Source organism: Pseudomonas sp. ICMP 3272 (genome assembly GCF_001466905.1).
GTDB classification, from domain to species: Bacteria; Pseudomonadota; Gammaproteobacteria; order Pseudomonadales; family Pseudomonadaceae; genus Aquipseudomonas; species Aquipseudomonas amygdali.
In genome coordinates, this window is sequence record NZ_LKEK01000042.1 from 140,863 (window position 1) to 167,806 (window position 26,944).

General features: G+C 60.2%; 23 protein-coding genes. 13 read left to right on the top strand and 10 right to left on the bottom strand.

Annotation, left to right across the window (positions count from 1 at the left end; genetic code table 11):
• Positions 1-7: 7 nt before the first annotated feature.
• The 9 genes from treZ to AO068_RS08795 all read left to right on the top strand — a co-directional run bounded on the left by treZ (position 8) and on the right by AO068_RS08795 (position 12,479).
• Positions 8-1,831 (top strand): malto-oligosyltrehalose trehalohydrolase, encoded by a 1,824-nt coding sequence (gene treZ, locus AO068_RS08755; RefSeq protein ID WP_058408151.1) that lies wholly within the window; start codon positions 8-10, stop codon positions 1,829-1,831.
• Positions 1,821-3,899: a 4-alpha-glucanotransferase gene (gene malQ / locus AO068_RS08760; protein ID WP_058408152.1), complete on the top strand. Its 2,079-nt coding sequence runs from the start codon at positions 1,821-1,823 to the stop codon at positions 3,897-3,899. The genes treZ and malQ overlap by 11 nt, the downstream gene beginning before the upstream one ends.
• Positions 3,896-6,679: a malto-oligosyltrehalose synthase gene (locus AO068_RS08765; protein ID WP_058408153.1), complete on the top strand. Its 2,784-nt coding sequence runs from the start codon at positions 3,896-3,898 to the stop codon at positions 6,677-6,679. The genes malQ and AO068_RS08765 overlap by 4 nt, the downstream gene beginning before the upstream one ends.
• A gap of 17 nt (positions 6,680-6,696) precedes the next feature.
• Positions 6,697-7,095: a DUF2934 domain-containing protein gene (locus AO068_RS08770; protein ID WP_058408154.1), complete on the top strand. Its 399-nt coding sequence runs from the start codon at positions 6,697-6,699 to the stop codon at positions 7,093-7,095.
• A 158-nt stretch (positions 7,096-7,253) separates the two neighbouring features.
• The gene (glgX, locus tag AO068_RS08775; RefSeq protein ID WP_058402272.1) at positions 7,254-9,437 is read left to right on the top strand and encodes a glycogen debranching protein GlgX; all 2,184 of its coding nucleotides are present in this window, start codon (positions 7,254-7,256) and stop codon (positions 9,435-9,437) included.
• Positions 9,434-10,447, top strand: a complete 1,014-nt coding sequence (locus AO068_RS08780; protein ID WP_058408155.1) for a hypothetical protein — start codon at positions 9,434-9,436, stop codon at positions 10,445-10,447. Before glgX ends, AO068_RS08780 begins: the two co-directional genes overlap by 4 nt.
• A gap of 13 nt (positions 10,448-10,460) precedes the next feature.
• Positions 10,461-11,234, top strand: coding sequence for a PIG-L deacetylase family protein (locus tag AO068_RS08785; protein WP_058408156.1), 774 nt, complete (start codon positions 10,461-10,463; stop codon positions 11,232-11,234).
• Positions 11,231-11,857, top strand: a complete 627-nt coding sequence (locus AO068_RS08790; protein WP_058402269.1) for an SAM-dependent methyltransferase — start codon at positions 11,231-11,233, stop codon at positions 11,855-11,857. Before AO068_RS08785 ends, AO068_RS08790 begins: the two co-directional genes overlap by 4 nt.
• Positions 11,826-12,479, top strand: coding sequence for a glycosyltransferase (locus tag AO068_RS08795; protein ID WP_058408157.1), 654 nt, complete (start codon positions 11,826-11,828; stop codon positions 12,477-12,479). The genes AO068_RS08790 and AO068_RS08795 overlap by 32 nt, the downstream gene beginning before the upstream one ends.
• Positions 12,480-12,486: 7 nt before the next feature.
• Here the strand turns inward: AO068_RS08795 and AO068_RS08800 are convergent, their stop codons facing one another.
• From AO068_RS08800 to pcaD, 4 genes are all read right to left on the bottom strand, one after another.
• A complete protein-coding gene (locus tag AO068_RS08800) occupies positions 12,487-13,527 on the bottom strand; it encodes an alpha/beta hydrolase family protein (RefSeq protein ID WP_058408215.1) in 1,041 nt (346 codons plus the stop codon).
• A gap of 359 nt (positions 13,528-13,886) precedes the next feature.
• On the bottom strand, positions 13,887-14,495 hold the full coding sequence (locus AO068_RS08805) for an FMN-dependent NADH-azoreductase (protein WP_058408158.1): 609 nt from the start codon (positions 14,493-14,495) through the stop codon (positions 13,887-13,889).
• A gap of 74 nt (positions 14,496-14,569) precedes the next feature.
• Positions 14,570-15,529, bottom strand: coding sequence for a LysR substrate-binding domain-containing protein (locus AO068_RS08810; protein ID WP_058408159.1), 960 nt, complete (start codon positions 15,527-15,529; stop codon positions 14,570-14,572).
• A gap of 79 nt (positions 15,530-15,608) precedes the next feature.
• Entirely contained in the window at positions 15,609-16,400 is a 792-nt protein-coding gene (gene pcaD, locus AO068_RS08815; RefSeq protein WP_058408160.1) for a 3-oxoadipate enol-lactonase, read from the bottom strand.
• Between the two features lie 127 nt (positions 16,401-16,527).
• On the opposite strand from pcaD, the gene AO068_RS08820 reads away from it, so the two are divergent.
• Complete coding sequence (locus tag AO068_RS08820) at positions 16,528-16,884, top strand: MmcQ/YjbR family DNA-binding protein (RefSeq protein WP_058408161.1); 357 nt, start codon at positions 16,528-16,530, stop codon at positions 16,882-16,884.
• Here the strand turns inward: AO068_RS08820 and AO068_RS08825 are convergent.
• Both AO068_RS08825 and AO068_RS08830 read right to left on the bottom strand, forming a co-directional pair.
• The gene (locus AO068_RS08825; RefSeq protein ID WP_058408162.1) at positions 16,879-17,313 is read right to left on the bottom strand and encodes a DUF1294 domain-containing protein; all 435 of its coding nucleotides are present in this window, start codon (positions 17,311-17,313) and stop codon (positions 16,879-16,881) included. The genes AO068_RS08820 and AO068_RS08825 overlap by 6 nt on opposite strands.
• A complete protein-coding gene (locus tag AO068_RS08830) occupies positions 17,310-18,140 on the bottom strand; it encodes an undecaprenyl-diphosphate phosphatase (protein WP_005745167.1) in 831 nt (276 codons plus the stop codon). Before AO068_RS08830 ends, AO068_RS08825 begins: the two co-directional genes overlap by 4 nt.
• A 251-nt stretch (positions 18,141-18,391) precedes the next feature.
• Here AO068_RS08830 and pnuC point away from each other — a divergent pair, with 251 nt between their 5' ends.
• On the top strand, positions 18,392-18,955 hold the full coding sequence (gene pnuC / locus AO068_RS08835) for a nicotinamide riboside transporter PnuC (RefSeq protein ID WP_005731787.1): 564 nt from the start codon (positions 18,392-18,394) through the stop codon (positions 18,953-18,955).
• Entirely contained in the window at positions 18,952-19,485 is a 534-nt protein-coding gene (locus AO068_RS08840) for an AAA family ATPase (protein ID WP_058408163.1), read from the top strand. Before pnuC ends, AO068_RS08840 begins: the two co-directional genes overlap by 4 nt.
• Here AO068_RS08840 and AO068_RS08845 read toward each other — a convergent pair.
• Positions 19,473-20,798: a sigma-54-dependent transcriptional regulator gene (locus AO068_RS08845; protein ID WP_058408164.1), complete on the bottom strand. Its 1,326-nt coding sequence runs from the start codon at positions 20,796-20,798 to the stop codon at positions 19,473-19,475. The two genes, AO068_RS08840 and AO068_RS08845, sit on opposite strands and share 13 nt — an antisense overlap.
• 327 nt (positions 20,799-21,125) lie before the next feature.
• On the opposite strand from AO068_RS08845, the gene AO068_RS08850 reads away from it, so the two are divergent.
• Complete coding sequence (locus tag AO068_RS08850) at positions 21,126-21,392, top strand: hypothetical protein (protein ID WP_003315350.1); 267 nt, start codon at positions 21,126-21,128, stop codon at positions 21,390-21,392.
• 93 nt (positions 21,393-21,485) lie between these two features.
• Here AO068_RS08850 and AO068_RS08855 read toward each other — a convergent pair whose 3' ends face one another.
• The 3 genes from AO068_RS08855 to cobN form a co-directional block, all read right to left on the bottom strand.
• On the bottom strand, positions 21,486-22,073 hold the full coding sequence (locus AO068_RS08855) for a vWA domain-containing protein (RefSeq protein ID WP_058408165.1): 588 nt from the start codon (positions 22,071-22,073) through the stop codon (positions 21,486-21,488).
• A gap of 77 nt (positions 22,074-22,150) precedes the next feature.
• Positions 22,151-23,179 carry an ATP-binding protein gene (locus AO068_RS08860; RefSeq protein ID WP_058408166.1) on the bottom strand — a complete coding sequence of 343 codons (1,029 nt, stop codon included), beginning with the start codon at positions 23,177-23,179 and terminating at the stop codon, positions 22,151-22,153.
• Positions 23,179-26,943 carry a cobaltochelatase subunit CobN gene (gene cobN, locus AO068_RS08865; RefSeq protein WP_058408167.1) on the bottom strand — a complete coding sequence of 1,255 codons (3,765 nt, stop codon included), beginning with the start codon at positions 26,941-26,943 and terminating at the stop codon, positions 23,179-23,181. The genes AO068_RS08860 and cobN overlap by 1 nt, the downstream gene beginning before the upstream one ends.
• Position 26,944 lies beyond the last annotated feature (1 nt).

A 26,944-nucleotide genomic window follows, 5' to 3' on the forward strand; every position in this document is an offset into this window, starting at 1 on the left:
TCAATGGATGCCACTGCGTACAGACGATAACTGGCGCCACGGCGCCGTCTTGCTAGACCCCGAACACACCCGGTTTGCCCTCTGGGCACCGGATGCCAACTACGTAAATGTCGAACTCCAGGATGGCCAGGGTGTTCAGTCACTGGCCATGCTGCCCCAGCCGGACGGCTGGTTCGTCCTTGAGGCCCGCTGCGAAGCGGGCACTCGATACCGCTTCAAAATCGATCATGAACTGGAAGTGCCTGACCCCGCCTCCCGCGCGCAGGTCGACGATGTCCATTCTCAAAGCTTCGTAGTGGACCCTCTGGCCTATTCATGGCAAAACACCTCATGGCAAGGTCGGCCGTGGCATGAGGCGGTGATCTATGAGCTGCACGTAGGTGCGATGGGCGGCTATGCTGCGGTGGAAAAACACCTCCCGCGCCTTGCGCAAATGGGCATTACCGCGATCGAGCTGATGCCGCTTGCGCAGTTTCCCGGTGATCGCAACTGGGGCTACGACGGCGTTCTGCACTACGCCCCGCAATCTTCCTATGGCACTCCGGAAGAGCTCAAGCACCTGATCGATACAGCTCACGGTCTTGGCCTGATGGTGATACTGGACGTGGTGTACAACCACTTCGGCCCGGACGGCAACTACCTGGGAAGTTACGCCAAGGATTTTTTCCGCAGCGATCTGCATACCCCGTGGGGCGATGCCATTGATTTTCGCCGCCCGCAGGTGCGCGACTTCTTCGTCGACAATGCGCTGATGTGGCTGCTGGAATACCGCATCGACGGCTTGCGCATGGACGCTGTGCATGCCATTCGCGATGAAACGTTCCTGCCAGAATTCGCAACTCGCGTACGCGGCCAGATCGAGCCGGGCAGGCACGTGTGGCTGAACCTTGAGAACGAGTTCAACCAGGCCGGTCTTCTGGAGAAAGGCTTCGATGCACAATGGGACGACGACGGGCACAACACTTTGCACGTGCTGCTGACCGGTGAAACCGACGCCTATTATTCCGACTTCGCTCAGGAGCCTACACAAAAGCTTGCGCGCCTGCTCAGCGAAGGGTTTGTCTATCAGGGCGAACAGACGCGGCATGGACACACGCGAGGAGAGCCCAGCGGCCACCTTGCGCCGACTGCCTTTGTATTGTTCCTGCAGAACCATGACCAGATCGGCAACCGCGCACTCGGTGAACGTTTGCCGCAGCTGTGCACGCCTGCTGCGCTGAGGGCCGCAACCGCCCTGTTGCTGCTTTCGCCGATGATTCCGCTGATGTTCATGGGCGATGAGTGGGCGGCCAGCGAACCGTTTCTGTTCTTCACCAGCCACCATGGCGAACTGGCCGATGCGGTGCGCGAAGGACGTCGCAAGGAGTTCGCCGACTTTGCCGCATTCGCCGATCCGGAAAAGCGCGAGCACATTCCCGACCCGAACGACATCAAGACATTCGAGGCATCACGTCCGGCGTTTTCGGCAGTTGATCTGGAGACCGACAAAGGCCTGGATCACCGCAGCTGGGTCGACTTTTATACACAGTTGCTGGCTTTGCGGCACAAGGAAATTATGCCGCGCCTGCCCGGTGCACGCTTCCTGAAAACCGATATTCTCGGCGACAAGGCCGTCAGTGCTCGCTGGGCGCTTGGCGATGGCAGCGAACTGCGTATCGACCTGAACCTCAGCGAACAGGCTGTCGATGCCCCGGCGCAGCAAAATGCCCGGCAGATATTCTCCAGCGCGGCAAAATCGTCCGAACTTTCCCCGCAGGCCATCCTCAATCCTTACACGGCCATTGTCAGCCTGACAGCAAGTGATGTTCTGGAGGAACAGGATGAACAATGAGCAATTGGAGAGGCTTGCGACCGAGGCAGGGCTATCGGTGCATTGGGTCGATGCCAACGCTCGGCCGCAGACTGTCAGCCCTGATGTACTGCGCAAGGTTCTGGAAGCGCTGGGCTATCCGGCCGAAAACGGTGAGGCTATCGATGCCAGCCTGTTAAGCCTGCAAAACGCCAGCCACGGCAAAAGCGCCCCGCCGCTGCTGACGGTCGACACGGACAGTAATCTGGATCTGTCCGAGTGGTTTGCGCCGCAAACGCCATTCACGCTGCACCTAGAAGACGGTTCATCGCTGGACGCCAGGCTAACCGCGTCCGGCGAACTTCCAGCGCTGGCACCGCCCGGCTATCAACAGTTGGAGATTGCCGGTCAACATCTGACCATCGCTGTCGCCCCTAAAACCTGTTTCAGCATGGCAATGGCCACCGATGCGCCGAAGCCACATGGCTGGGGTCTGACTGCTCAGCTTTACAGCCTGCGCCGCGAGGGCGATGGCGGTTTTGGCGATACGGAAGCACTGGAGAAGGTTGTTCGCGCTGCCGGAGAGCGCGGTGCCGATGCGCTGGGCATCAGCCCGATCCATGCAATGTTCGCCAATGATCCACACCGTTACAGCCCTTATTCGCCGTCCAGCCGACTGTTTCTAAATAGCCTGTATGCGTCGCCCGGTGCCATTCTGGGTGAACATGCATGGCGTCAGGCGATAGAAGACGCGCGCGTCGGCGACGAAATGAAGCAACTGGAAGCGCAGCAGTTGATTGACTGGCCTGCTGCTGCCCAGGCCAAGTGGAAAGCGCTGCACAAGCTGTATGAAGGGTTCAGTGCGGGTGATCACCCCTTGCACGAAGACTTCAACAGCTTCCGCCACAGCGGTGGCGAGGCCCTGGAGAACCACTGCCGCTTCGAAGCGCTGTGTGCCGAATCCGAAACGTTGAATATCGGCAGCAATTGGCATGAATGGCCGGAAGAGTTCAAAGACCCTCGTAGTGACGCCGTCGCAGCATTTGCCGAAGCGCACAGCGAGCAGATCAGTTTTCATGCGTTCGCTCAATGGCTCATCGCCCGCGGCCTGGAGCGCGCGCAGTCTGCAGCACGCAGCAGTGGCATGCGCATCGGCCTGATCGCTGACCTGGCTGTGGGTGCCGATGGTGCCGGAAGCCAGGCCTGGAGTCGTCAGGACGAGTTGCTGTCGGCCCTGACCGTTGGCGCACCACCCGACATTCTCAACCGCGCCGGACAGAGCTGGGGGATTTCGGCCTTTTCACCGGACGGCCTCAAACGTAACGGGTTTCGCGCGTTCATCGAAATGCTGCGTGCCAATTTCGCCCATGCTGGCGGCTTGCGTATCGATCATGTCATGGGCCTGCAACGGCTATGGGTCATTCCGCATGGATCGCCACCCAGCGAAGGCGCTTATCTGAATTTCCCTCTGGATGACATGCTGCGCCTCCTGAGTCTGGAATCCTGGCGACACAAGGCGATCGTGCTCGGTGAAGACCTTGGCACTGTGCCTGAAGGCCTCAGCGACAAACTCAGCGCCCGGGCGATTCTGGGCATGCGCGTACTGCTGTTCGAACAGAATAACGGTCAGTTCAAACCCATTCTTGATTGGTCGGACCAGGCACTGGCTACCACCAGTACCCACGATTTGCCGACACTGGCAGGCTGGCTCAGCGAGCTGGACATCGAGTGGAATGCACGACTGGGTCACATCGACGAGCAACATGAATCGCAGTGGCGTGAAGAACGTGAGCGCGAACATGCAAGCCTGCGCCGGGCCCTGAGCCAGAACGTCGAAAGCCTGCCGTCAGACAGCGAAGACCCGGAACAGATCATCGACGCGGGCATTCGTTATCTGGGTCATACGCGCGCTCCGCTGGTGCTGCTGCCGATGGAAGATGCGCTGGGTGTCGAGGAGCAGGCCAACCTGCCCGGCACCATTGACAGCCACCCGAACTGGCGCAGACGCCTACCCGGCGATGCAGCCTCCTTGCTTGATAACCCGAATGCTGCTCGACGACTGGAATTGCTCTCCCAATCCCGGCTGCAAGCTGCGGAGCGTGACCAATGACCCGTCCATTACAGCCTTTGCGCGCTACCCAGCGTTTGCAATTTCATAAAGATTTCACGCTCGACGATGCGGTGCCACTGGTGCCCTACTTCGCCAGCCTGGGGATCAGCCATGTCTATGCCTCGCCGCTGCTCAAGGCGCGTGCTGGCTCAATGCATGGTTACGACGTCGTCGACCCGACCGTCATCAACCCGGAACTGGGTGGCGAGCCTGCCCTGCTGCGTCTGGTATCGGCCTTGCGCGAACATGGCATGGGGCTGATCCTCGACATCGTCTCCAACCACATGGCCGTCGGTGGTGCAGACAACCCCTGGTGGCTGGACCTGCTGGAATGGGGTCGTCGCAGCCCGTACGCCGAGTTCTTCGATATTCAGTGGAATTCACCAGACCCGTTGCTGGAAGGCCAGTTGCTGCTGCCCTTTCTGAGCAGCGATTACGGCACCGTCCTGCAGGCCGGAGAAATCCCGCTGCGCTTCGACGCCGAGCACGGCATGTTTTATATCGAGCACTACCAGCATCATTTCCCGATCTGCCCGCTGACCTATGATTCATTGCTTCAGTCAGTCGAACACCCGCAATTGAAGGAAATGGGCCAGCGCTTCACTGCGCTTGCTCAATACCCGCAAGCCTACGAACGCGCACGTCAGGCGAGAACCGAACTGGCCGAGCTGGCAAAAGATCCGCAGGTGCTCAAAGGCATCGAGCAGATCCTTGCGCACTTCGACTCCAGCAAGCCGGAAGGCTTTCAGCGTCTGCATCAGTTGCTGGAACGTCAGCACTATCGTCTGGCCAGTTGGCGCACTGCCGGTGATGACATCAATTGGCGGCGCTTCTTCGACATCAACGAGCTAGGTGGTTTGCGTGTCGAACGGCCGCAGGTATTTGAAGCCACCCACGGCAAGATATTCCAGCTGATTGCCGACGGCCTGGTTGACGGGTTGCGGATCGATCATATCGATGGGCTGGCCAACCCGCGCGGCTACGGCCGCAAGCTGCATCGCCGGGTAAAAAGCCTGCTCAAGCTGCGTCCTGCCGAGGCGCGCATTGATCATCTGCCTATTTTCGTCGAGAAAATTCTGGGGCCGGATGAGCCGTTGCGTGAAGACTGGAGCGTGGACGGCACGACCGGCTACGAGTTCATGAATCAGGTCTCGCTGCTGCAACACGATCCCAAGGGCAAAGAGCCGCTTGGAGAGCTGTGGAGTCGACTGACAGAACGTACCGCTGACTTCGATCAAGAAGTGCTGGTGGCCCGGGATCTGGTCCTGCACGGCACACTGGCGGGCGATTTCGAGAACGTCGCGCAGTCGTTGCTGCAAGTTGCACGCAGCGACCTGATGAGTCGTGACCTCACGCTGGGTGCAATTCGCCGTTCCCTGCTCGCGCTGATCGTCAATTTTCCGATTTATCGCACCTATATCTCGGTATGCGGCCGCTCGGCGCAGGACGACAAGTATTTCCAGCAGGCAATGGAAGGCGCGCGCACCACTTTGAACGAAGGCGACTGGCCAGTGCTGGATTATCTGGCACGCTGGCTGGGTGGCGAAGCGTGGCGCAAACTGCCACGCGGACCGTTGCGCAAGCTGTACAAGAATGCGTGTGTACGGTTCCAGCAACTGACCTCCCCGGTTGCCGCCAAGTCGGTTGAGGACACCTCGTTCTATCGCTCTGCAGTGCTGTTGTCGCGCAACGACGTAGGCTTTCATCCGCAGCATTTCAGTGCGCCGGTGGAAGACTTCCATCAGGTCTGCCTGGAGCGTCTGGAAAAATTCCCCGACAACCTGCTGACCACTGCAACGCACGATCACAAGCGTGGCGAGGACACACGTACACGCCTTGCTGTCTTGAGTGAATGTGCGCCGTGGTACGCCGAACAGGTAGAACGCTGGAGACAACTGGCGGTGCCGCTGAAAGGCGAAGAGCCGGCCATCAGTGCGGGTGACGAGCTGATGCTTTATCAAGCGCTGCTGGGCAGTTGGCCGCTGAGCCTGGAGGGCGAAGACGCTCACAAGGCATACGCGCAACGCATGGTGCAGTGGCAGGAAAAAGCCCTGCGCGAAGCCAAGCTGCAAAGCAGCTGGAGCGCACCGAATCAGCCCTACGAAACGGTTTGCCGTGAATTTCTTGAACGCTTGCTGTTGGCCCCTGAAGCGCTGGCGTTGCGTCAGTCCCTGAGCGCAACGGCCAATCGTATCGCGACCGCCGGAGCACTCAACAGTCTGGCGCAAACCTTGCTACGCTTGAGCGTACCCGGTGTTCCCGATTTGTATCAGGGCACCGAGTTCTGGGATTTCAGCCTGGTGGATCCGGACAACCGGCGACCGGTTGATTATGCAGCCCGACAGAAAGCGCTGGCAGAAGATGCAAGCGCTGCCGACCTGCTCGATAACTGGCAGGATGGCCGCATCAAACAGGCGCTGATTGCGAAGGTTTTGAACCTGCGTGCCGAGCATCCAACGCTGTTCAGCGAGGGGCGTTATCAGCCTCTGGAAATAAAGGGTAGCCACGCCGAGCACGTGATGGCTTTTGCCCGGGAGACACAAGGAGTGCGCGCTATCATCGTAGTCCCACGCACAAGCAGTGAACTATTGGGTACTGCGCAAACTCCATTGATTAATGCTGCCAATTGGGGCGACACACGGATTATGCTTCCGTTTGCCGACTCTGGATCTGACTGGAAAGGACTCTTTTCCGACGGTGTCACAACACACGTTCGGGAGATACCGCTCAGTGCAGCGCTTGAAAGATTTTCCGTCAATTTGCTTATTCAAACTATGTAATAGCTGGGAGTCTCAAGATGAGTGCCGACGAAAAAAGAATTCGCGATTTTGCTTACCAGATCTGGGAGTCCGAGGGTAAGCCCTCTGGACACGACGAGCGTCATTGGGAAATGGCGCGCAAGCTTGCAGAAGCCGAAGCCCTGGCACCGAACAAGTCCAGCGTGCGCAAGTCGAGCAAGCCCAAGCTGCCTGAGGTAGACAGCGCCAAGGCGCCTGCCAAGGGCGCGGCCAAACCTGTGGCGAAGTCAGCACCCGCAGCAAAGCCAGCGGCCAAGCCCGCAGCTGAAACCAAGACCAAGCCAGCGGCCAAGGCGGCTCCCAAGCCTGCTCCCAAAGCAAAGCCGGCTGCCGCTGCGCCAACTGATGCCCCAGCCAAGCCTGCTGCCAAGAAGCCACGCAAACCGTCGAATTCTTGAAACTCTTCTGGCCGGGCGCCAGTCCATTGTTGCAGGTCGCACTCTGATCGGAGATGAGGCCTGCTACACCCCCATACTTTATCGTCAATATTGAAGCCTTTGTGGCTTCGATAGCGGCCTTGGCCGCTCAGAAAATCATTCGACGTCAGGAAGTCATCATGAATACGAAGTCCACTACAACGGCAGAAGATAATTCAGCCCCGCAAGACAATCCAGGCAGCACCCCGTCTCGCATTCGTGAAGGACTTCCCTTTCCTCTCGGCGCTAGCTGGGACGGCCTGGGTGTCAACTTTGCCCTGTTTTCGGCCAACGCAACCAAAGTAGAGTTGTGTCTGTTTGACTCGACCGGTGAAATCGAACTGGAACGCATCGAACTTCCGGAATACACCGATGAGACGTATCACGGCTACCTGCCCGATGCACACCCGGGCCTGATCTATGGCTATCGCGTCTACGGCCCTTATGACCCTAAAAACGGTCATCGCTTCAACCACAACAAACTGTTGATCGACCCGTATGCCAAGCAACTGGTCGGCGAATTGAAGTGGTCTGAAGCATTGTTCGGTTACACCATTGGTCATCCTGACGGCGACCTGAGCTTCGATGAACGTGACAGCGCGCCCTTTGTACCGAAGAGCAAGGTAATCGACGAGGCTTACACCTGGGGCCGCGATCAGCGCGTCGGTACGCCTTGGGACAAGACCATTTTTTATGAAACCCACGTGCGCGGCATCACCATGCGCCACCCGGAAGTTGCCGAAGAGCTGCGCGGCACGTTTGCCGGTCTGGGATCAGCTCCCGTTGTCGACCACATCCGCAAGCTGGGTGTGACTTCCGTCGAGCTGCTGCCGATCCACGCCTTCGTCAACGACCAGCATCTGCTGCAAAAAGGAATGACCAACTACTGGGGTTACAACAGTATTGCGTTCTTTGCGCCAGACCCGCGTTATCTGGCGAGCGGCAAGATTGCCGAATTCAAGGAAATGGTTGCACACCTACACCATGCCGGGCTGGAGGTCATCCTCGATGTGGTCTACAACCACACGGCCGAAGGCAACGAGCTAGGCCCTACCCTGTCCATGCGCGGTATCGACAACGCCTCTTATTACAGGCTAATGCCGGACGACAAGCGCTATTACATCAACGACTCAGGCACCGGCAACACCCTTGACCTGAGCCATCCGTGTGTACTGCAGATGGTTACTGACTCCCTGCGTTACTGGGCTTCGGAAATGCACGTCGACGGGTTCCGCTTCGACCTGGCAACCATTCTGGGTCGCTACCACGACGGTTTCGACGAGCGCCACAGCTTCCTCGTCGCTTGCCGTCAGGACCCGGTGCTGCGTCAGGTCAAACTGGTCGCAGAGCCTTGGGACTGTGGCCCTGGTGGCTATCAGGTCGGCGGCTTCCCGCCGGGCTGGATGGAGTGGAACGACAAGTTCCGTGACACCGTACGTGCCTTCTGGAAAGGCGACGAAGGCCAACTGGCAGACTTCGCGGCACGCATGACTGCCTCCGGCAATATGTTCAACCAGCGCGGTCGGCGTCCGCAGGCATCGGTGAACTTCATCACCGCGCACGACGGCTTCACGCTGCACGACCTGGTGTCGTACAACGACAAGCACAACGAAGCCAACGACGAAAACAACCAGGACGGCAGCAACAACAACCTGTCCTGGAACCACGGCGTTGAAGGCCCGACCGAAGATCCGGAAATCAACACCCTGCGTCTGCGTCAGATGCGTAACTTCTTCGCTACTTTGCTGCTGGCACAAGGTACTCCGATGATCGTCGCCGGTGACGAGTTCGCCCGTACACAGCACGGCAATAACAATGCCTACTGTCAGGACAGCGAAATTGGCTGGATCAACTGGGATCTGGACGAGGACGGCGCAGCGCTGCTCAAGTTCGTGACCCGCGTGATCAAGCTCCGTCAGACCTACCCGATCCTGCGTCGCAGCCGCTTCCTGGTAGGCGATTACAATGAAGAAATCGGCGTCAAGGACGTGACCTGGCTTGCGCCGGATGGCAACGAGATGAGTGTCGAGCAATGGCACGATGCCAATGGCCGTTGCCTGGGCATGTTGATGGATGGTCGCGCACAGGAAACCGGTATCCGTCGTCCAGGTGCCGACGCCACGCTGCTGCTGGTCGTCAACGCGCACCACGACGGGGTCAATTTCACCCTGCCGGAAGTGCCTGAAGGCACCCATTACGAGTGCCTGATCGACACCAATCAGGATGATGCACGCAGCAAGGAGCACTTTGCGTTCGGTTCGCAATATACCGTCACGCCGCGCTCGCTGCTGCTGTTCGAACTGAAGCGCGAAGACCAGCAATGATCGATGCCTTGAGTGAGTTTCTCGACTGGCGCAAGCACGGTTATGCCGATACGCATGCGCTGGGCGAGTGCTTGCAGGCATTGGTCAACGAAGGTCTGGATCAGCTCCCCCTGCCTGCCAGCGGTCAGACACTTGAGCGCTGGCGGGCGCTGGCCTGCATTGCAGGCCACGACCTGGGGTTGTGCAAGTTGTACGAGGGGCATACCGACGCCTTGGCGATCATGGCGGAACTGGGTGCCCCGCCCCCCGAACAATTCAGCACCTGGGGCATGTGGGCGGCAGAGCCGCCGCAGGCACGGGTGAATATCAGCGGTACTGGCGATTCACTTCGTTTGAATGGCCGAAAAGCGTGGTGTTCCGGGGCTACGGCCTTGAGCCATGCATTGATCACCACATGGGATGAAGAGCATCGCCAGCAACTGGTGGCGGTGCGTCTCGACCAGCCCGGCGTGCATATGACCAGTGATGGCTGGCGCGCAGTGGGCATGGGCGCTACCGGTAGCGTCGAAGTGGTCTTCGTGGACGCTGCCGGGCAAGCGATCGGAGCGCCGGGCGGCTATCTGGAACGGCCCGGCTTCTGGCAGGGCGGCATCGGCATCGCGGCCTGTTGGTATGGTGCCTCACGTGCCATCGCTCAGCGCTTACTGGCACAGGTCGGCAAACGCGAAGAGCCGCACGCTCTTGCGCACCTGGGTGCTGTGGATGTCGCGCTGCACGCAGCAATCGATGTACTGCGTGCCGCCGCTGCGCATCTGGATCAGGCCCCGGCTGAAAATGCCGAGGTGCTTGCCAGACGTTGCCGTGCCTACGTCGAGCAAGCTGCGGAGCTGGTCATTCAGCATGTGGGCCGCGCGGTAGGTGCCGGTCCTTACTGCAAGGACCCGCACTTCGCTCGACTGATCACCGACCTGCCGGTTTTTCTGCGTCAGAGTCATGCCGAGCAAGACCTTGCTGCTCTGGGTCAATTGACGGGTAAACGGCTGCCAGCTGTACGCACGTGGTCACTATGAGAGCGTATCTATCATGAGCGAAGGCTTTGTAGTCAGCGACGACGAGTCTGGCCAGGGCACGCCTCTGGCTGCCTGGAACGCCTCCGGCAAGCTGCGCAGCGTGCCGGCGATTACCGCTGACCTGCTGGTGCCGAACAATTGCAGGGCAGTCATCATCGCCCCGCACCCGGACGATGAAGTGCTGGCATGCGGCGGCTTGATGAGCCAGTTAGCACAACTGGAACGCAATCTGTTGTTGATCTCGGTCACTGACGGCACCGCCAGCCATCCGGGCTCCACGCTATGGCCTGTCGAGCGACTGTCTGCAACCCGGCCCCGGGAAAGCGCCGAAGCCTTGAATCGTCTCGATATTCCCCTCGAGCGTCTTGAGTGGCTGCGCTGCGGCTTGCAGGATGGGGCTGTGGCCGAATCCGAAGATCAGCTGACAGAGTTTCTTGAACGTCATCTGGGCCCTGCCGACGTGGTGTTCGCCACTTGGGCAGAAGATGGTCATGGCGACCACGAAGCCGTTGGCCGTGCCAGTGCAAGAGCCTGTGCGTCTACCGGAGCGCAGCTTTGCGAAGTACCGATCTGGGCCTGGCACTGGGCTGACCCTGAAGACGAGCGGCTGCCATGGGACCGCGCACGCAAGTTGCTGTTGGACCCGGCGACCCTTGCCCGTAAACGCAATGCCGCTCAGGCCTTCGCCAGTCAAGTGCAGGGTGACCCGGCCATCGGTCTTGCGCCCGTTCTGCCAGCCGTTGTTCTGGAAAGACTGCTGCAACCGTTTGAAGTGGTATTCGTATGAGCGTCGAAGACCGCTATTTCGATGAGCTGTTTCGCAACAACGATGACCCGTGGGCGTTCAAGCAACGCTGGTATGAGCGGCGCAAGCGTGCGCTGACACTGGCGGCCCTGCCCCGTGAACGGTATCGCTCGATATTCGAGCCCGGCTGCGCCAACGGCGAACTCAGTGCCGACCTTGCCGGGCGCTGTGACGCACTGGTGTGCGGCGACACGTCAAACCTGGCGGTGGAACTGGCACGCCAGCGTCTGGCAGGACTGCCCCATGTGCGCGTGTTGCAGGCCCGTTTGCCACAGCAGTGGCCGCAGGGACAATTTGATCTGATCGTCTTCAGCGAGCTGGGTTACTACCTGGACGTCGATGACCTGCACCGCCTGATCGACTGCATTCTATCCTCGCTTTCACCCGATGGTCAGTTGCTCGCCTGTCACTGGCGCCCTGATATCGAGGGCTGCCCGCTGAACGCACAGGCTGTACACGACATCCTTGCCGAACGCTTGACCATGCACCGTCTTTTCAGTCATCACGAACAGGATTTCCTGCTGGACCTGTGGAGTCGTGATGGAACCTCCGTAGCAGAACAGGAATTCTCCGATGATCGGCATTCTGATCCCGGTGCACAATGAAGAGCAGCTACTCGATTTGTGCCTCGAAACGATAAAGCAGGCGGCTGAACACCCGGATCTCAAGGGTGAGCGAGTAGAGGTGCTGGTGGTTCTAGACAGTTGCACCGACAGCTCGGCAGACATCGCGCGAGCGCATGGGGTGATGGCCCTTGAGGTCTCGGCCCGCAACGTCGGGCAGGCACGCGCCGAAGGAGCAGCGTTTCTCCTCGACCGAGGTGCGCGCTGGCTGGCGTGCACCGATGGCGACAGCACCGTGGCGAATGACTGGCTTGCCGAGCAACTGGCACTGGATGCCGATGCGGTATGCGGGACCGTCATGCCCGGCGATTGGAACAAGGATATCTCCGCGGCTGCGCAGGCGGCTTACCTCAAGCATTACCAGCACCGGGACGGCCATCGGCACATTCATGGTGCCAACCTGGGCGTGAGCTCAATTGCCTATATCAGTGCAGGCGGGTTTCCGGCACTGGCCTGTCACGAAGACGTGCATCTGGTTCGCCAGCTGGAGCTTATCGGCGCGCGGATCGCCTGGAGCTGCCGCCCGCGGGTCACGACCAGTACCCGCCTGGACTCAAAAGCCAGAGGCGGGTTTGGCGACTTTCTGAGTTCGCTGAACGCCTGAAAAGCGCTTATTCGTGATGCGCTGTCTGCATACCTGAATGGTCAGGGTCGGCAGAATTGAGCGCCGTGCTGAAGAAGCGCACAGCTTCTGCGCTCAGGTTGCGGTGAATGTCTTCGCGGTCCACTCCGTCAGGGTCGTTGCACAGTAACGGTGCGTTCGAGCGCTGTTCGTCACTGCACGGTGCCATAAAGACAAAGTGCCCTGCCCCCGCCAACAATTTATAGTCCGGGGCCTGCGGCAGTTTGCGCGCCAGCGCTTCGGCATTGCGGTCGATGGCCAGCAACTGGTCGTCATCCCCGGCATACATCAGCACCGGCACATGCACGTCGCCAAGCGTGTGACGGCCGAACATCAGGCTCAACGGGGCCATCAGCATCAGCGCACCGACCCTGGGGTCAGCCTGGGCATGCAGGTCATCGCGATCGGCGACCAGCTCCCCTTGAGTCTTGCAGGCGTCACGGTCTGTGGGACGTTCGAGGCAATACTGGCGCAGGCGCTGTAGATCAGGCTGCGCGCCCGCAAGAATAAGCGCAGTTTCGCCACCGGCCGAATAGCCGATCACGCCCACCTGACGAGCATTGAGATAAGGGGCCAGCATGGGATCAAGCAAGGCCGTGCTGATCGCTTCGGAAATCTGCAGCGGGCGACCATACAGGTTACTCAGGCTGCCCAGCCGACTGTGATCACGATCATTGTCGCCAGGATGAACCACAGCAACCACCACAAACCCTTGGCGCGCCAATGATGTGGCCAGGTCATGCAACGCCAGCGGTGTACCGGTATTGCCATGGGACAGCAGCAGCAACGGGAACCGGCCCATTGCAATCGGCGCATCTTCGCCGGCCTCGACGCGATAGCCGTGCAGGGTGCTCCACTGCTCACTGGCGGTCGACGGGTAAAACGCGATGGCCTGCACCGGCTGTGAATCCAGCGGGTCGGGGAAACTCAGCTCGTGATAGCCCGCGCTCCAGACGTCATCAGCCTGAGCGTGAACCGCAATCAGGCTGTCGAGCAAGCAAACCAGCATCACTGCACAAAGACGTACCATCGAAAGGCCCAACCTTTGCAAATCCGGAGGCTCGCCCGGATAGTCCATTCAGCGCTTGTGTCGAGCATCGTGCTCCAGCGCGCCGTTCTCACTCAGATGAGAGTGTGTAAAACAGAAATAGTGCACAAGCCGGGCCATAAACCGCCCGCTTTTTTCAGCAATCGTGAAAAGCACCACAAAACCGCAAACACAGTGCCGCGAAGATGCAGTTTAGTCCTTGAATAGCCCGCTTACCTGTAAGGAAGCTGTCAAGGTTGAGTACGCTCAAAACTGCATGCAGTTGTGCGCGCACAAAAAAACTCCACAGCCCGGCGCACACTGCTGCGCGGGTTGTGGAGTTTTGTGCAGACCGTTACCGATCAGGCGGCGAACAGCTCGCTCTCGATATGTTGCTGCGCGGCCGTCATGGCGTTGGCACGCGGTTCTTCACCATAGGCCAGGCCGTGCGCACGAACAAATTGCAGGTCAGTGATGCCGACAAAAGCGAATAGCGCCTTGAGCAGCTCTTCATGGCCAACGCCGGTTGGCTGCCCGACGTGCAGGCCACCGGAAGTGGAAACGATAATAACCTTCTTGCCGCCACACAGGCCTTCAGGGCCGGCTTCGGAATAGCGGAAAGTGCGGCCGGCAACCATGATCCGGTCAAACCAGGCTTTTAGCTGGGACGGGATAGTGAAGTTGTACATCGGCGCACCGATCACCAGCACGTCGGCGGCGAGAAACTGCTGCAAGGTGGCTTCGTTAGTGTCGACTTCCTGTTGCTGGGCCGCATCGCGGGCTTCTACAGGGGTACCCGCTGCGGCAAGACTGGCAGCAGAGAAATGCCCGAGGGCTTCGCTGGCGAGGTCGCGGTAGGTTACCTGGCTGTCGGCATGCGAGCGCTGATAGGCCTGAACGACCTCATGGGTCAACTGACGCGAAGCGGAATGATCGCCGAGGATGCTGGAATCGAGGTGCAATAAATTCATAACGTAGCTCCTTAAAGAAAATCGCCACTTAGCGATCAAGTGGCGAGCATCCTATCCTTGATCGCAATAGATGATTAGTGGTCTTGAATGCGACTGTTCGTTCTATGAAGAGAACAATAAAGCGAGTCGGGGCTGAGGCTCAGCTCTTTAAAGGATGTCTCAAACACATCCAGCAGCCCTCTGACCGCGGGAAGCAGCCCACGGCGCGAAGCAAACACGGCGTGCACGATGCCGCACTTTGGCCGATGCTGACTGAACAGTTCGACCAGACGTCCGTCCTGCAAGGCTTCGCGGACAATCAATTCAGGCAATTGCGCCACCCCAACGCCCTGCAGGGCGGCCTGCAGCATCATGTCCAGATCCGAGCTGATCAGCCTCGGCGTGTGGCGAATTTCAGCATAGTTGCCGGGAGTCGTTTCCAGCAGCCAGCGATGCTCATGGTTGGAAGACGGCGTGTCGAGGCTGGGCAGTGTCGATAGCGCCTCAAGTGTAGGTGTTGCGGACAGCCTGGCAGCCAGATCAGGGCGTGCGACCAGACGTTGAGCGCTGTGCCCGAGCAGCTTGACCACCAGCCCGTCGTCTTCCAGCGGCGGGAAGCGCACACGCAACGCAATATCGATGTTCTCCGTCAGCGGGTCGACACGGCGGTTGGTACTTTCGACCTGCACCTGAACCTTCGGATGATCGGCCGCGAACCGGGCAATGGTCTCGTTGAAGCCCATCGCCGCCAGTGCCGGAGGACAGCTGATCGCCACCCTGCCCTGCGGCTCGGATTTGGAACGCAGAATAGCCTCTTCGGCAGCCTCGGCTTCGACCAGCATTGCCACGCAGTGAGCGTAGTAATCGCGGCCGCTCTCGGTCACCGCGAACGTACGCGTCGAGCGGTGAATCAGCCGTACACCCAGGCGCTCTTCCAGCCCGGCAATACGACGGCTGAGCTTGGACTTGGGGATTCCCAGTTTACGGCTTGCGGGCGCAAAGCCGAGGCATTCGACCACCTGGACGAAATAAAACAGATCATTGAGATCAAACACCCGGCCACCTCGCTTTCAGAGCCGCGAGTATGCAGCGCCCTGGCAAGCCTCTCAATACCGGGTTTCAGATCCCGCCAGCTCACTCGGCTGTCAGAAATGCCAGCACTGGCACCGTGAATGACTCCCCGGCCTCGACACTGGACAAATGAGCCGCGTGCAATTCGATCATCTGCGAACCTTTAATGCGCTCGACCATAAAACGCCCATCCGCTGGAGTGGTTACCGCATCTTCAGTGCCGCAGACGACCAATACCGGCAGCTGGATGGAGGCAATGTGCTCACGGAAATCGGCATCACGCACGGCAGCGCAGTTAGCGGCGTACCCCTGTGGCGATGTGCGGGCCAGCATACCGACAACCGTGTCGACCACAGCAGGCTCGGCGTGCGCAAATGAAGGCGTAAACCAGCGCGCGACAGAAGCATCACGCAACGCAATCATGGCTGACTGCCCGTCACGCAGAACGGTTTCAATGCGAGGGTTCCAGATATCGGGGTTGCCGATTCTGGCTGCCGTGTTGCACAGCACAACCTTGCGCAGGCGCTGCGGCGCATTGATGGCGAGCCACTGACCGATCAGGCCGCCCATGGACAAGCCACAGAAAAAAGCCGTGTCTATGTGCAGCGCATCCAGCAACGCCAATACGTCGCGGCCATTCTGCTCGATGCTGTAACTGCCCTCGCTGACCAGCGATTTGCCATGCCCGCGCGTGTCGTAGCGCAACACCTGAAAATGACGAATGAACGCGGGAATCTGGTTGTCCCACATATGCAGATCAGTGCCCAGCGAGTTGGACAACACCAGCACCGGCGCACCGGCCGGGCCTTCGAGCAGGTAGTTCAGTTCACCATCGGCGAGTTGCACGGCAGACATTCGAGACTCCGGAGAAGGACAAACCTGCACACTAATGAGTGTCGCAGCAGCATACAATCCACTGATCGAATATCCGTGCGGCTATCGAACAGCTTACCGCTCGACGCCACACTTGAAGGAGCATTCCGTGAACAAGACCCGTAACAAAGAAGATATCGCCCGGTTCTGCCTGGACTTGCCGGGCGCACGAGAGGATTACAAATGGGGCGGTGTGCGCGTGTTTTCCGTTGCCGAAAAAAAGATGTTCGCAGTCATGGACCTGGTCGGCCAGGACCTTTCGTTCAAGGTCAATCCGGAATTGTTTCTGGGTTACGTGGATCGGCCCGGCATAAGGCCTGCGCCTTATCTGGCCCGCGCGCACTGGATCAGCGTGGCAGACCTGCACACACTGAGTGACGATGAAGTGCGCGATCTGCTGACGCGCTCCCACCAACTGGTGGTCGGCAGGCTACCGAAACGACAGCAGATCGGCTTGAAACTATAAAGGCGACAGCTGCAAAAGCCGCTTGCCCAGAAACAGCCAGTCAAGCCACAGCGCCTGATGCGCCAGCACGATCAGCCAGAACACGACCTGAAAAGGCACCTTGCGGGTCTTGTGCCGAAACACCTGCTGCGCCAGCAATGCTCCGGGCCAGCCACCGAGCAGTTCGGTGGCATGCAGGACATTCTCCGGCGTGCGCTGACCGCCGTTTCCAGCCTGTCGCTTGTCATGCCGATAGAGCACAAACGCCAGCAGGCTCATGACTATCAAGGCGAGCGCCGGGATCAACGTGACCTGCCTGAACCCCAGCGACGCAGAGCCGTAAACCGGTAGCGCACACAGCAGCAGGAACGCCAGCACCTTCAGGCGCAACTGCCGGACCGGTGCCCTGCCCCGGCCAGCTGGCCGCTGCGTTTCGCGGTCGCGTGTCATGCCTTGGCCGATGCCCAGTCGATCCAGCCAAACTGCCAGGTCGCCAGAATCAGCAGGCCGAAGGCGATGCGATACCAGGCGAACACTGCATAGCTATGAGTAGCGATGAACTTGAGCAGCGCGCGAACAGCAATCATCGCGAAGATGAACGAGGTAATGAAACCGATGGCAAACACCGCGAAGTCGTCCGGGCGAAACATGTCCCGGTATTTGTAGCCCGAGTACACGGCTGCACCGACCATGGTTGGCATGGCCAGGAAGAACGAGAATTCGGTCGCTGCCTTGCGTGACAGACCGAACAGCAGCCCGCCAATAATGGTCGAGCCAGAGCGCGATGTGCCGGGGATCATCGCCAGACACTGCACCAGCCCGACTTTCAGCGCATCGCTCCAGGTCATGTCATCGACGGTTTCGGTACGCACAGTGTGCTCGCGGCGCTCGGCCCAGAGCATGATCACACCGCCCACGACCAGCGCCGTTGCCACAGTGATGGCATTGAACAGGTAATGGTGAATCATGTCGGCAAAGATCACACCCAGTACCACGGCAGGCATGAAGGCGATCAGCAGGTTAAGGGTGAAACGCTGCGCTTGCTGTTGCTTGGGCAAGCCTGTGACAACGTCAAGAATCTTGCGCCGAAACTCCCAGACCACCGCCAGAATCGCACCCAGCTGGATGATGATATTGAAGGCCATGGCGCGCTCGCCGCCAAAATCGATCAGATCGGCGACGATGATCTGATGCCCTGTACTGGAGATCGGCAAGAACTCCGTCAACCCTTCTACAACACCCAATATCAACGCCTGAGCAGCGGTCCAAAGATCCATCATTCCCCCATGAAGCGATGCCGCAGGCTCGCTGTTTAATGTTGTCGTATAAAAAATGCTTGCCACTATGCCGTCGCATGCCTGAACGAAGCTTGAAGAAAGTCGCGCAAATGCAAGGCGCCGAATGCTAGCAGACCTCCACGCACAAAGCCTGCTGACGTGCAGCCTGACGCAACACAAGCTCCACGCCGCGCGCAGAAGCGCATACAATCGCCGCCCCCGACCCTCACAACCCTCACCAAGGAGCCGCCATGTCCGGGCTTGAACTCTTCGCTGCCGCCATCGGCGTTATCGCGGTCTGGCTGACAGTGAAGCAGAATCCCTGGTGCTGGCCAATCGGGCTGGTGATGGTGGTGATCTACATCTGGATATTCTTCGACGTAAAGCTGTATTCAGACATGCTGCTGCAGGTCATCTATGCAGGCTTGCAAATCTACGGCTGGCTGCAGTGGACTCGCCATGGCGACGGCCTGCCGGTCAAGGCTGTCACTGTGCTGCCGAGCCATTCAGTGCTTAAAGGGCTGGCTGTCGGCGCAGTCATCAGCCTCGCGCTGGGCGCTGGCATGGCGCATTTCACCGACGCCGCACAGCCATGGCTCGACGCAGCACTGACGGGTTTCAGCCTGGTCGCACAAGTGTGGATGGCACACAAGCGCGTTCAGTGCTGGCCGCTGTGGATTGTGCTGGATGTGATTTTTGTCGGCCTGTTCATCTACAAAGAGCTGTACCTGACCGCTGCACTCTATGCGCTGTTTACCCTGCTGGCCGTGCAGGGCTGGCGCGAGTGGCGTAACGATCTGGCGCTGGCGCGATGAAAGTCCTGGTCCTGACCGGCCCCGAGTCCAGCGGCAAGAGCTGGCTGTCGGCCGAAATACAGAATCGGTTCGGCGGCGTACTGGTCGGCGAATACGTACGTCATTTCATCGATCAACAGGGGCGCGATACCGACTACGCCGATATACCGGCCATTGCTCGCGGCCAGCTGGACTGGGAGGATGCCGGTCGCGCCAGCGAGCCGCACTTGCTGATACTCGACACACACTTGCTGAGCAATGTGCTCTGGAGCCGCACCCTGTTCGGCGACTGTCCGGCGTGGATCGAACAGCAACTGCTGAGCCGCTCTTACGACCTGCACCTGCTGCTGTCACCCGAGGGCGTGGACTGGATCAGCGACGGGCAACGCTGCCAGCCGCAGCTATGCGAACGCCAGGCCTTCTTCGACAGCAGCCGGGAATGGCTGGACCACCATCGGCAGGCCTATAAAGTGCTGGGCGGTGACTGGCCGCAGCGCCGCGAACAGGCGATGGCGGCTGTATCGCAACTGCTGGGGGCTCAGCTGATCTGATGCTTGTGTAACAGCCGATAGAAGGTCGGTCGCGATATGCCCAGAACTCTGGCCGCCACACTCAGATTGTCACTGTGGCGGGTCAATACATCGCACAATGCCTGACGCTCGGCACGCGATTTATATTCCTCCAGCGTGCCCATACTGCCAGCACTGTCTTCTTCGCCCAGCAAGCCCAGGTTTGCCGCTTCTATCTGCCTGCCTTCGGCCAGCACCAGCCCGCGCCGTACCCGACCGGCCAGCTCTCGCACATTGCCCGGCCAGTCGTGCTTGCCCAACGCCACCAGCGCATCCTGACTGAAACTGCGTGCTCGCCTGCCGCTGTCCTGACTGTACAAATGGGCGAAATGGTTGGCCAGCAACGCCAGATCGCCATGACGCTCGCGCAACGGTGCCACCCCGACCTGCAGCACATTGAGCTGGTAATACAGGTCTTCACGAAAGCGCTTTTTCCGCACAGCCGTTTCAAGATCTTCACGGGTCGCGGCCAGCACCCGCACATCCACTGCAATCGACTCACCGCCGCCCAGGCGCTCGATTTGCCGGTCTTCCAGAAAGCGCAACAGCGACATCTGGGTTTCCAGCGGCAGATCGCCAACCTCGTCAAGCAGCAGCGTGCCGCCGTCAGCAGCTTCAAGCAGCCCGATCCTGTGCGCCTGAGCACCGTCAAACGCAGCGCTTTCATGGCCAAACAGCTCGGTCTGGATCGAATGCCCGCTGAACGCAGCGCAATCCACGACAACAAAGGGCTTGCCGCGTCGCTGAGACTGTACATGCAGGCTGCGTGCGATCAGCTCTTTGCCCGTACCACGCTCGCCACGAATCAATACCGGTGAATCGATAGGTGCCAGCCGGCTCAGCAGCTTGCGCAGCTCACGAATGGGCCGACTGTCGCCCAGCAGCTCGGGCTCGGCCTCGGAAAGCGCCAGCCCACCTTGCACTTCGGGACGACCTGCCGCTAACGCTCTGTCCAGCGTGCCATGCAACCGCGCTGCATCGAAAGGAAGGGTGTGAAAATCGAAAAACCACTGGCAAACGAAATCGCCGATTTTCTCGCGTTGCAGATCGTTGGCTGACAGCACTGCAACCCAGCGCATGTTGCTGTGGGCGACAAGCTCCTGAAGCCTGGGCAGTTGTTCGAAATGACCGGACGTCAGGCGAATCAGGCCCACGTCATGATCGGGATTGAAGGTAGAACCTGAGGTGCTTTCCTGCACCGTCCATCCGGCATCACTCAAAGCAGGAATCAGAAGATGACAGTCGTCACCGCCGTCGATGATCAACAGACGTCGCGTTGGGGCCGATCCATGCATGAAGTTTCCTTGGCGCCCGACGTGGAGTGGGATTTTTAAAAGCTTTTCATAAACAGCATGTTGGCGAGCCCAATTATTACCCTAGCAAATTTTTGACGCAGCGTTGTACCGTTTGGGTCTAACGCTCATAACCCTCTGTCACTAACGCCTTAGCCGCTGAAGGATGTTTATTTGCAAGGTCACGCGCGCGAGCGTTGAAAAAAATTCGCATATTTTTCTTTGAAGGGTGTGACTCATGCCCCCTTGTCGTTCATCAACACAAGTAACCAGCCGGACGGTCAGCCCGCCGCCGTGACTGAATTGATATGGGCACTTGAGGAAAAAACCATGAACGCCCCACTGCGCTTCAACGATGCACTTCTGATCGCTGGACACGCTTTTGAACCCTTCCAGTGTGTTGCCTGGGCACCACAGGACGGTAACGGCGAACTGAGCCTGACGGTGATCGACCGCACCAGCAACCGTATCGGTCGCAAGCAGATCCCGAGCAGCACCTATTCAGACAAGCGGCAACTGGCCAGCGCTCTGGAACAGGCCCGCGCTGAAATCAGCAACGAAGGCTATGACCTTGAGCCTTGGACCATGCCAGCCTGATGCAGGGTTGAGCATTGCTCGTGCACTGCAACTGACTGCCGTGCCAATGCTTCAGCATTGGCACGCAGTTGCAGAACTGCCAGACCAGATGGCTCAAACCGGTTTCAGCTCATCGATGTGCTGATAATCAGCCCCCAGGCTGGACGCCAGTTCCCGCGCCCTGCCCAGGCGGATCGGGCCTTTCTCGATATCGATCAACACACTCGCACAGTTGAACGCAGGCAGGACGGGTAACTGCTTGATCCTGCCATCGGTCAGCACCAGAACCCGCTGCTGCTCGGCCGGATATCGTTTTTGCCGCTGTGCCAGCCATTCACTGGCCTGCTGGAGCGCCGCTGACAGTGGCGTGCCGCCGCCCGCTCCCAGTGCATCCAGCCATGGACTCAATGCCGATGACGCTTTCAGGCCCTGATGTTGCCAGCGTGGCGTATTACCGCTGGCGGTCAGCAAGGCAAGACGCGCGCGGCGTCTATACGCATCGTCGAACAATTGCGACAACAGCCCCTTTGCCTGGCTCAACGCCTGATGGCGTCGCGTAGAAGCTGAAGCATCGACAATCACCAGCAATAACTCACTGGGACGGCTGCTGCGCGGCTGGCGAATCAGGTCCTTGCGGCTTTTCGGCTGACCGCGCAACAGTGTGGGCAACCATTGCACCGGGCCATCAGCACCGGCACGCATGGCCCCTTGTCTGCCAGTGGCCAGTCGACCAGGACGGGGAACGGCATCCGCCCCCTGCGCGATACGAGGGCGGATGCCTAAGGCTTTTTTGGCCAGCTCGGCACTTCGCGGCGTGCGCCGGTAGTGACGGCCTGGGCGGGCAACTCGCCCCAACTGCCCTGCCCGCTTTCAGGGTCGGCCTGCCTGCTGGACGATCCGGGCGGCGGCGCTTCCGGGTTTTGTGGTGGCGGGGCTGGCTCGCGCCGCCGATGACGCAAGGCAAACTCGGCGACCGCGTCGATGTCCTGTTCTTCGATCCGGTCGGCACCACGCCATGCCGCATGGGCGCGCGCGGCCCGCAGCCAGACCAGATCGGCACGCATACCGTCGACCCCCGCAGCAAAGCAGCGCTCGGTAATCATTGCCAATGACTGGTCATCCAGCTCGATACCGGCAAGCAGTTGACGCGCCTGCTCACAACGATGCTTCAAAGCGTCCTGCTGAGCTTGCCATTGCTGACAAAACATAACCGGATCGCTGTCGAAATCCAGACGGCGGCGGATGATCTGACTGCGCTCGGCAGGCAGGGTCTGGCCACTCAATGCGACGTTCAAGCCAAAGCGGTCCAGCAACTGCGGGCGCAATTCGCCTTCTTCCGGGTTCATGGTGCCGATCAGTACGAAGCGCGCTGCATGGCGATGGGAAATACCATCCCGCTCGACCAGATTGACGCCGCTGGCCGCAACGTCCAGCAACAGGTCGACCAGATGGTCGGCGAGCAGATTGACCTCATCGACATACAGCACGCCACCGTCGGCCTTGGCCAGCACGCCCGGAGAGAAGCGCGCGCGGCCTTCGCTCAACGCAGCGTCCAGATCCAGCGTGCCGACCAGACGCTCTTCGGTAGCACCCAGCGGCAAGGTGACGAACTGACCGCTGGCCAGCACATCGGCCAGCCCGCGGGCCAGCGTCGATTTGGCCATGCCCCGAGGCCCTTCGATCAATACGCCACCGATGCGCGGGTCGATGGCGGTCAGGCACAACGCCAGCTTCAGGTCATCGGCGCCGACCACAGCGGCCAGCGGAAAATGTGGAGTTTCGGTGATGTTCGGGTCAGGCAAGGTCATCAGTTCTCTTCTATGTCCAGGAGCAGGTCTTCCAGCGCCTGCTGATACTCGCCCGGCTCCTGCCAGAGGCCACGCTGCTGGGCTTCGAGCATGCGCTCGGTCATGTCGCGCAAGGCATCGGGATTGTGCTCGGCGAGAAAATCGCGAGTGGTCGGGTCAAGCAGATAGGCGTCGGCCAGCAGCGCGTACTGGTGATCATCGATCAGTTCGGTGGTCGCGTCGAAGGCAAACAGGAAATCCACGGTCGCGGCCATTTCGAACGCACCTTTGTACCCATGACGTCTGGCCCCGTCGATCCATTTCGGATTCGCTGCGCGCGAGCGTATCACCCGGTTCAGCTCTTCCTTCAGGGTGCGGATTTTCGGCAGGTCCGGCTGGCTGTGATCGCCATGGTAACTGGCGGTCTTCTGCCCGCTGAGGGTTTCCGAAGCCGCGAGCATGCCGCCTTGAAACTGGTAATAATCGTTTGAATCAAGCAGGTCGTGTTCGCGATTGTCCTGATTCTGCAGCACGGCCTGTACCTGAGACAGTCGCTGGGCAAAGCGCTGACGCGCAGGCGTACCTTCATCGGCAGCGCCATAGGCGTAGCCGCCCCAGTTCAGGTAAACCTCGGCAAGGTCCTCACGGCTCTGCCACAGACGGCCATCGATCGCGCCCTGCACGCCAGCACCATAGGCACCCGGCTTGGCGCCGAAGATCCGCCAGCCCGCCTGACGTGCCGCTTCGTCTTCGCTCAACCCTTCTGCGATAAAACCTTGTCGTTCTTCTCGCACCCTGGCCGCCAGCGGGTTCAGGTCGTCCGGCTCGTCCAGCGCGGCAACTGCCTGCACCGCAGCGTCGAACAGCTTGATAAGGTTGGCGAAGGCATCACGGAAAAAGCCCGACACCCGCAATGTCACGTCCACTCGCGGACGGTCCAGCAGGCTGACCGGCAGAATCTCGAAATCATCGACCCGCTGGCTACCCGTCGCCCAGACCGGGCGTACGCCCATCAGCGCCATCGCCTGAGCGATATCGTCACCACCGGTGCGCATGGTCGCCGTGCCCCAGACCGACAGCCCCAACTGACGCAGGTGGTCGCCATGGTCCTGAAGATGCCTTTCCAGCAACAGGCTGGCGGACTGGAAACCGATACGCCACGCCGTGGTGGTCGGCAGATTGCGGACATCTACGGTAAAGAAGTTGCGCCCCGTGGGCAGCACATCCAGACGCCCCCGACTCGGCGCGCCGCTGGGGCCTGCCGGAACGAAGCGGCCGCTCAGTGCATCGAGCATGCCCTGCATTTCGCCGGGGCCGCAGGCGTCCAGACGCGGCGCGACCACTTCACGCAGGCTGTCGAGAATCAGTGCCAGATCATCGTCGACCGGCAGGTCATGCAGCGCTTCGCCTTGGGTCACGCGTTCGATGAGGGCAGCGGCGTAAAGCTCAAGCCGCTCACGCGCATCACCGGCAGTGCGCCACGGGTCACTGCTGACCACCAGCAACGCAGCGGGACGCGCGCCGGTCCAGGGCTCGGCCAGTTCGCAATCCAGCGGGTCAAAATCCAGACCGAACGCTTTGCTCAGCGCCCGTAACAGACTCGACTGCGCGCCGCGCCCGTCGCCGCGCGGGATGCGCAGCAGGGCCAGCAAGGTGTCGGTGCGCAGGCGGCCTTGCGGCGACTGACCGAAGATGTGCAGGCCATCGCGAATCTGCGACTCCTTCAGATCACACAGGTAAGTGTCCAGACGCGGCAGCCAGAGCGCCGCATCGGCGTCACTGTCGAGGTTTTCGCCCAGGGCCAGCTCGCGGTCGATATGGGTTTCACGGACCAGTTCAAGAATGTCCCGTTGCAACTCGCGCGCGCGGCGCGGATCCAGCAGTTGCGCCTCATAGAACTCGTCGGCGAGCAGTTCCAGATTGCGCAGCGGGCCATAGGTTTCCGCACGGGTCAGGGGCGGCATCAAGTGATCGATGATCACCGCCTGGGTGCGCCGCTTGGCCTGTGCGCCCTCGCCCGGATCATTGACGATGAATGGATAGATGTTCGGCATGGCACCCAGTACGGCGTCCGGCCAGCAGGTTCGGGACAGGCCGACGCCCTTGCCCGGCAGCCACTCAAGGTTGCCGTGTTTGCCGACATGCACCACGGCATGAGCGCCATACGCCTTGCGCAGCCAGAAGTAAAACGCCAGATAACCGTGGGGCGGAACCAGATCCGGGTCGTGGTACACCGCGCTGGGGTCGACCTGGTAGCCACGCGCAGGCTGAATGCCAACGAAGGTCAGGCCAAAGCGCAGCCCGGCAATCATCATTCTGCCACTGCGAAACATCGGATCGCTGTCCGGCGCGCCCCAGCGGGCATTCACGGCATCACGGTTTTCCTGCGGCAGCTCGTTGAACGCCGCCAGGTATTCCTCCAGTGCCATGCTTTGCTGGCAGGGCCGCAGGTCGATGCTGTCCAGATCATTGGTCACGCCACCCAGCAATTGCTGGATAAGCTCGGTGCCGCTGTCCGGCAACTGTGCCAGCGGATAACCCTCGGCCTGCATGGCGCGCAGGATGTTCAGCGCCGCAGCAGGCGTGTCGAGCCCCACACCATTGCCGATGCGTCCGTCGCGGGTCGGATAGTTGGCCAGGATCAACGCCACACGCTTGTCGCCGTTGGTCAGCCGCGCCAGTTCGATCCAGCGCCGCGCCAGTTGCGCGACAAAATCCATCCTGTCCGGCTGGGCGCGGTAACACACCACGTCCGACTGGCTGCGCTCGCTGCGCCAGGCCAGGTCCTTGAAACTGATCGGTCGACTGATGATCCGCCCGTCCAGCTCCGGCAAGGCAATGTGCATCGCCAGATCGCGCGCACCAAGGCCCTGTTCACTGGCCTGCCAGGCAGGCTCGTTGTCCTGCGCGCAGATCGCCTGAATGACCGGCACGTTGCGCCGAAACGGGCGCAGATGCGGCGCTTCCGGGCTCGACTGGGCAAAGCCTGTGGTGTTGAGGATCAGCTCGGTTTCAGCCTCGTCCAGCCAGTTCTCCACCTGAGTGAAACAGCCGGGTTCCTTGAGGCTGGCAACGGCAATGGGCAACGGGTTAATGCCGTGTGCCTGCAAGCGAGCGCAGAACTCGTCGATAAAACCGGTATTGGCGGCCTGCAAGTGCGACCGATAAAACAGCAGCGCCGCGACGGGCTGCCCTGCAACCCAGTCGGCTTGCCAATCGGTGAGCTGCGCACTCGCCAGTCGAGGGTGGTAAATGGCTGTGCGTGGCAGCGGTTGGGGCTCGGTCCAGAAATACTCCCGGTCCAGCCAGCGACTGGCCATGCAACGATACATTTCCAGCGCATTCTGCAAGCCGCCCTGACGCAGAAACTGCCAGAGCCGGTCGCGTTCTGCGGCAGGCACCGTGCTCAGGTCACTCAGCTCAGGATCGGGACGATCATCACCTGGCACCAGAATGACCTGAACCCCGCGTGCCGCCAGCTCCATCAGCCGCTCGACGCCGTAACGCCAGTAACCGATGCCACCGTGCAGGGAAATCAGAATGACCTTTGCGTGGCGCAGCACCTCATCGACGTACAAGTCGACAGAGGCGTGATTCTGTACCTGCATGGGGTTGGCCAGACGCAGGCTCGGGTAGTCGTCAGGAAGCTGGCGGGCAGCTTCGGCCAGCAGCGCCAGGCTGGAGTCTCCGCTACAGAGAATCACCAGCTCGGCCGGGGTCTGGCCCAGATCGGCAATGCTGTCGTCGGGTACGAAACCGCCGGGCTGGGTTCTCAGTAAATGCATG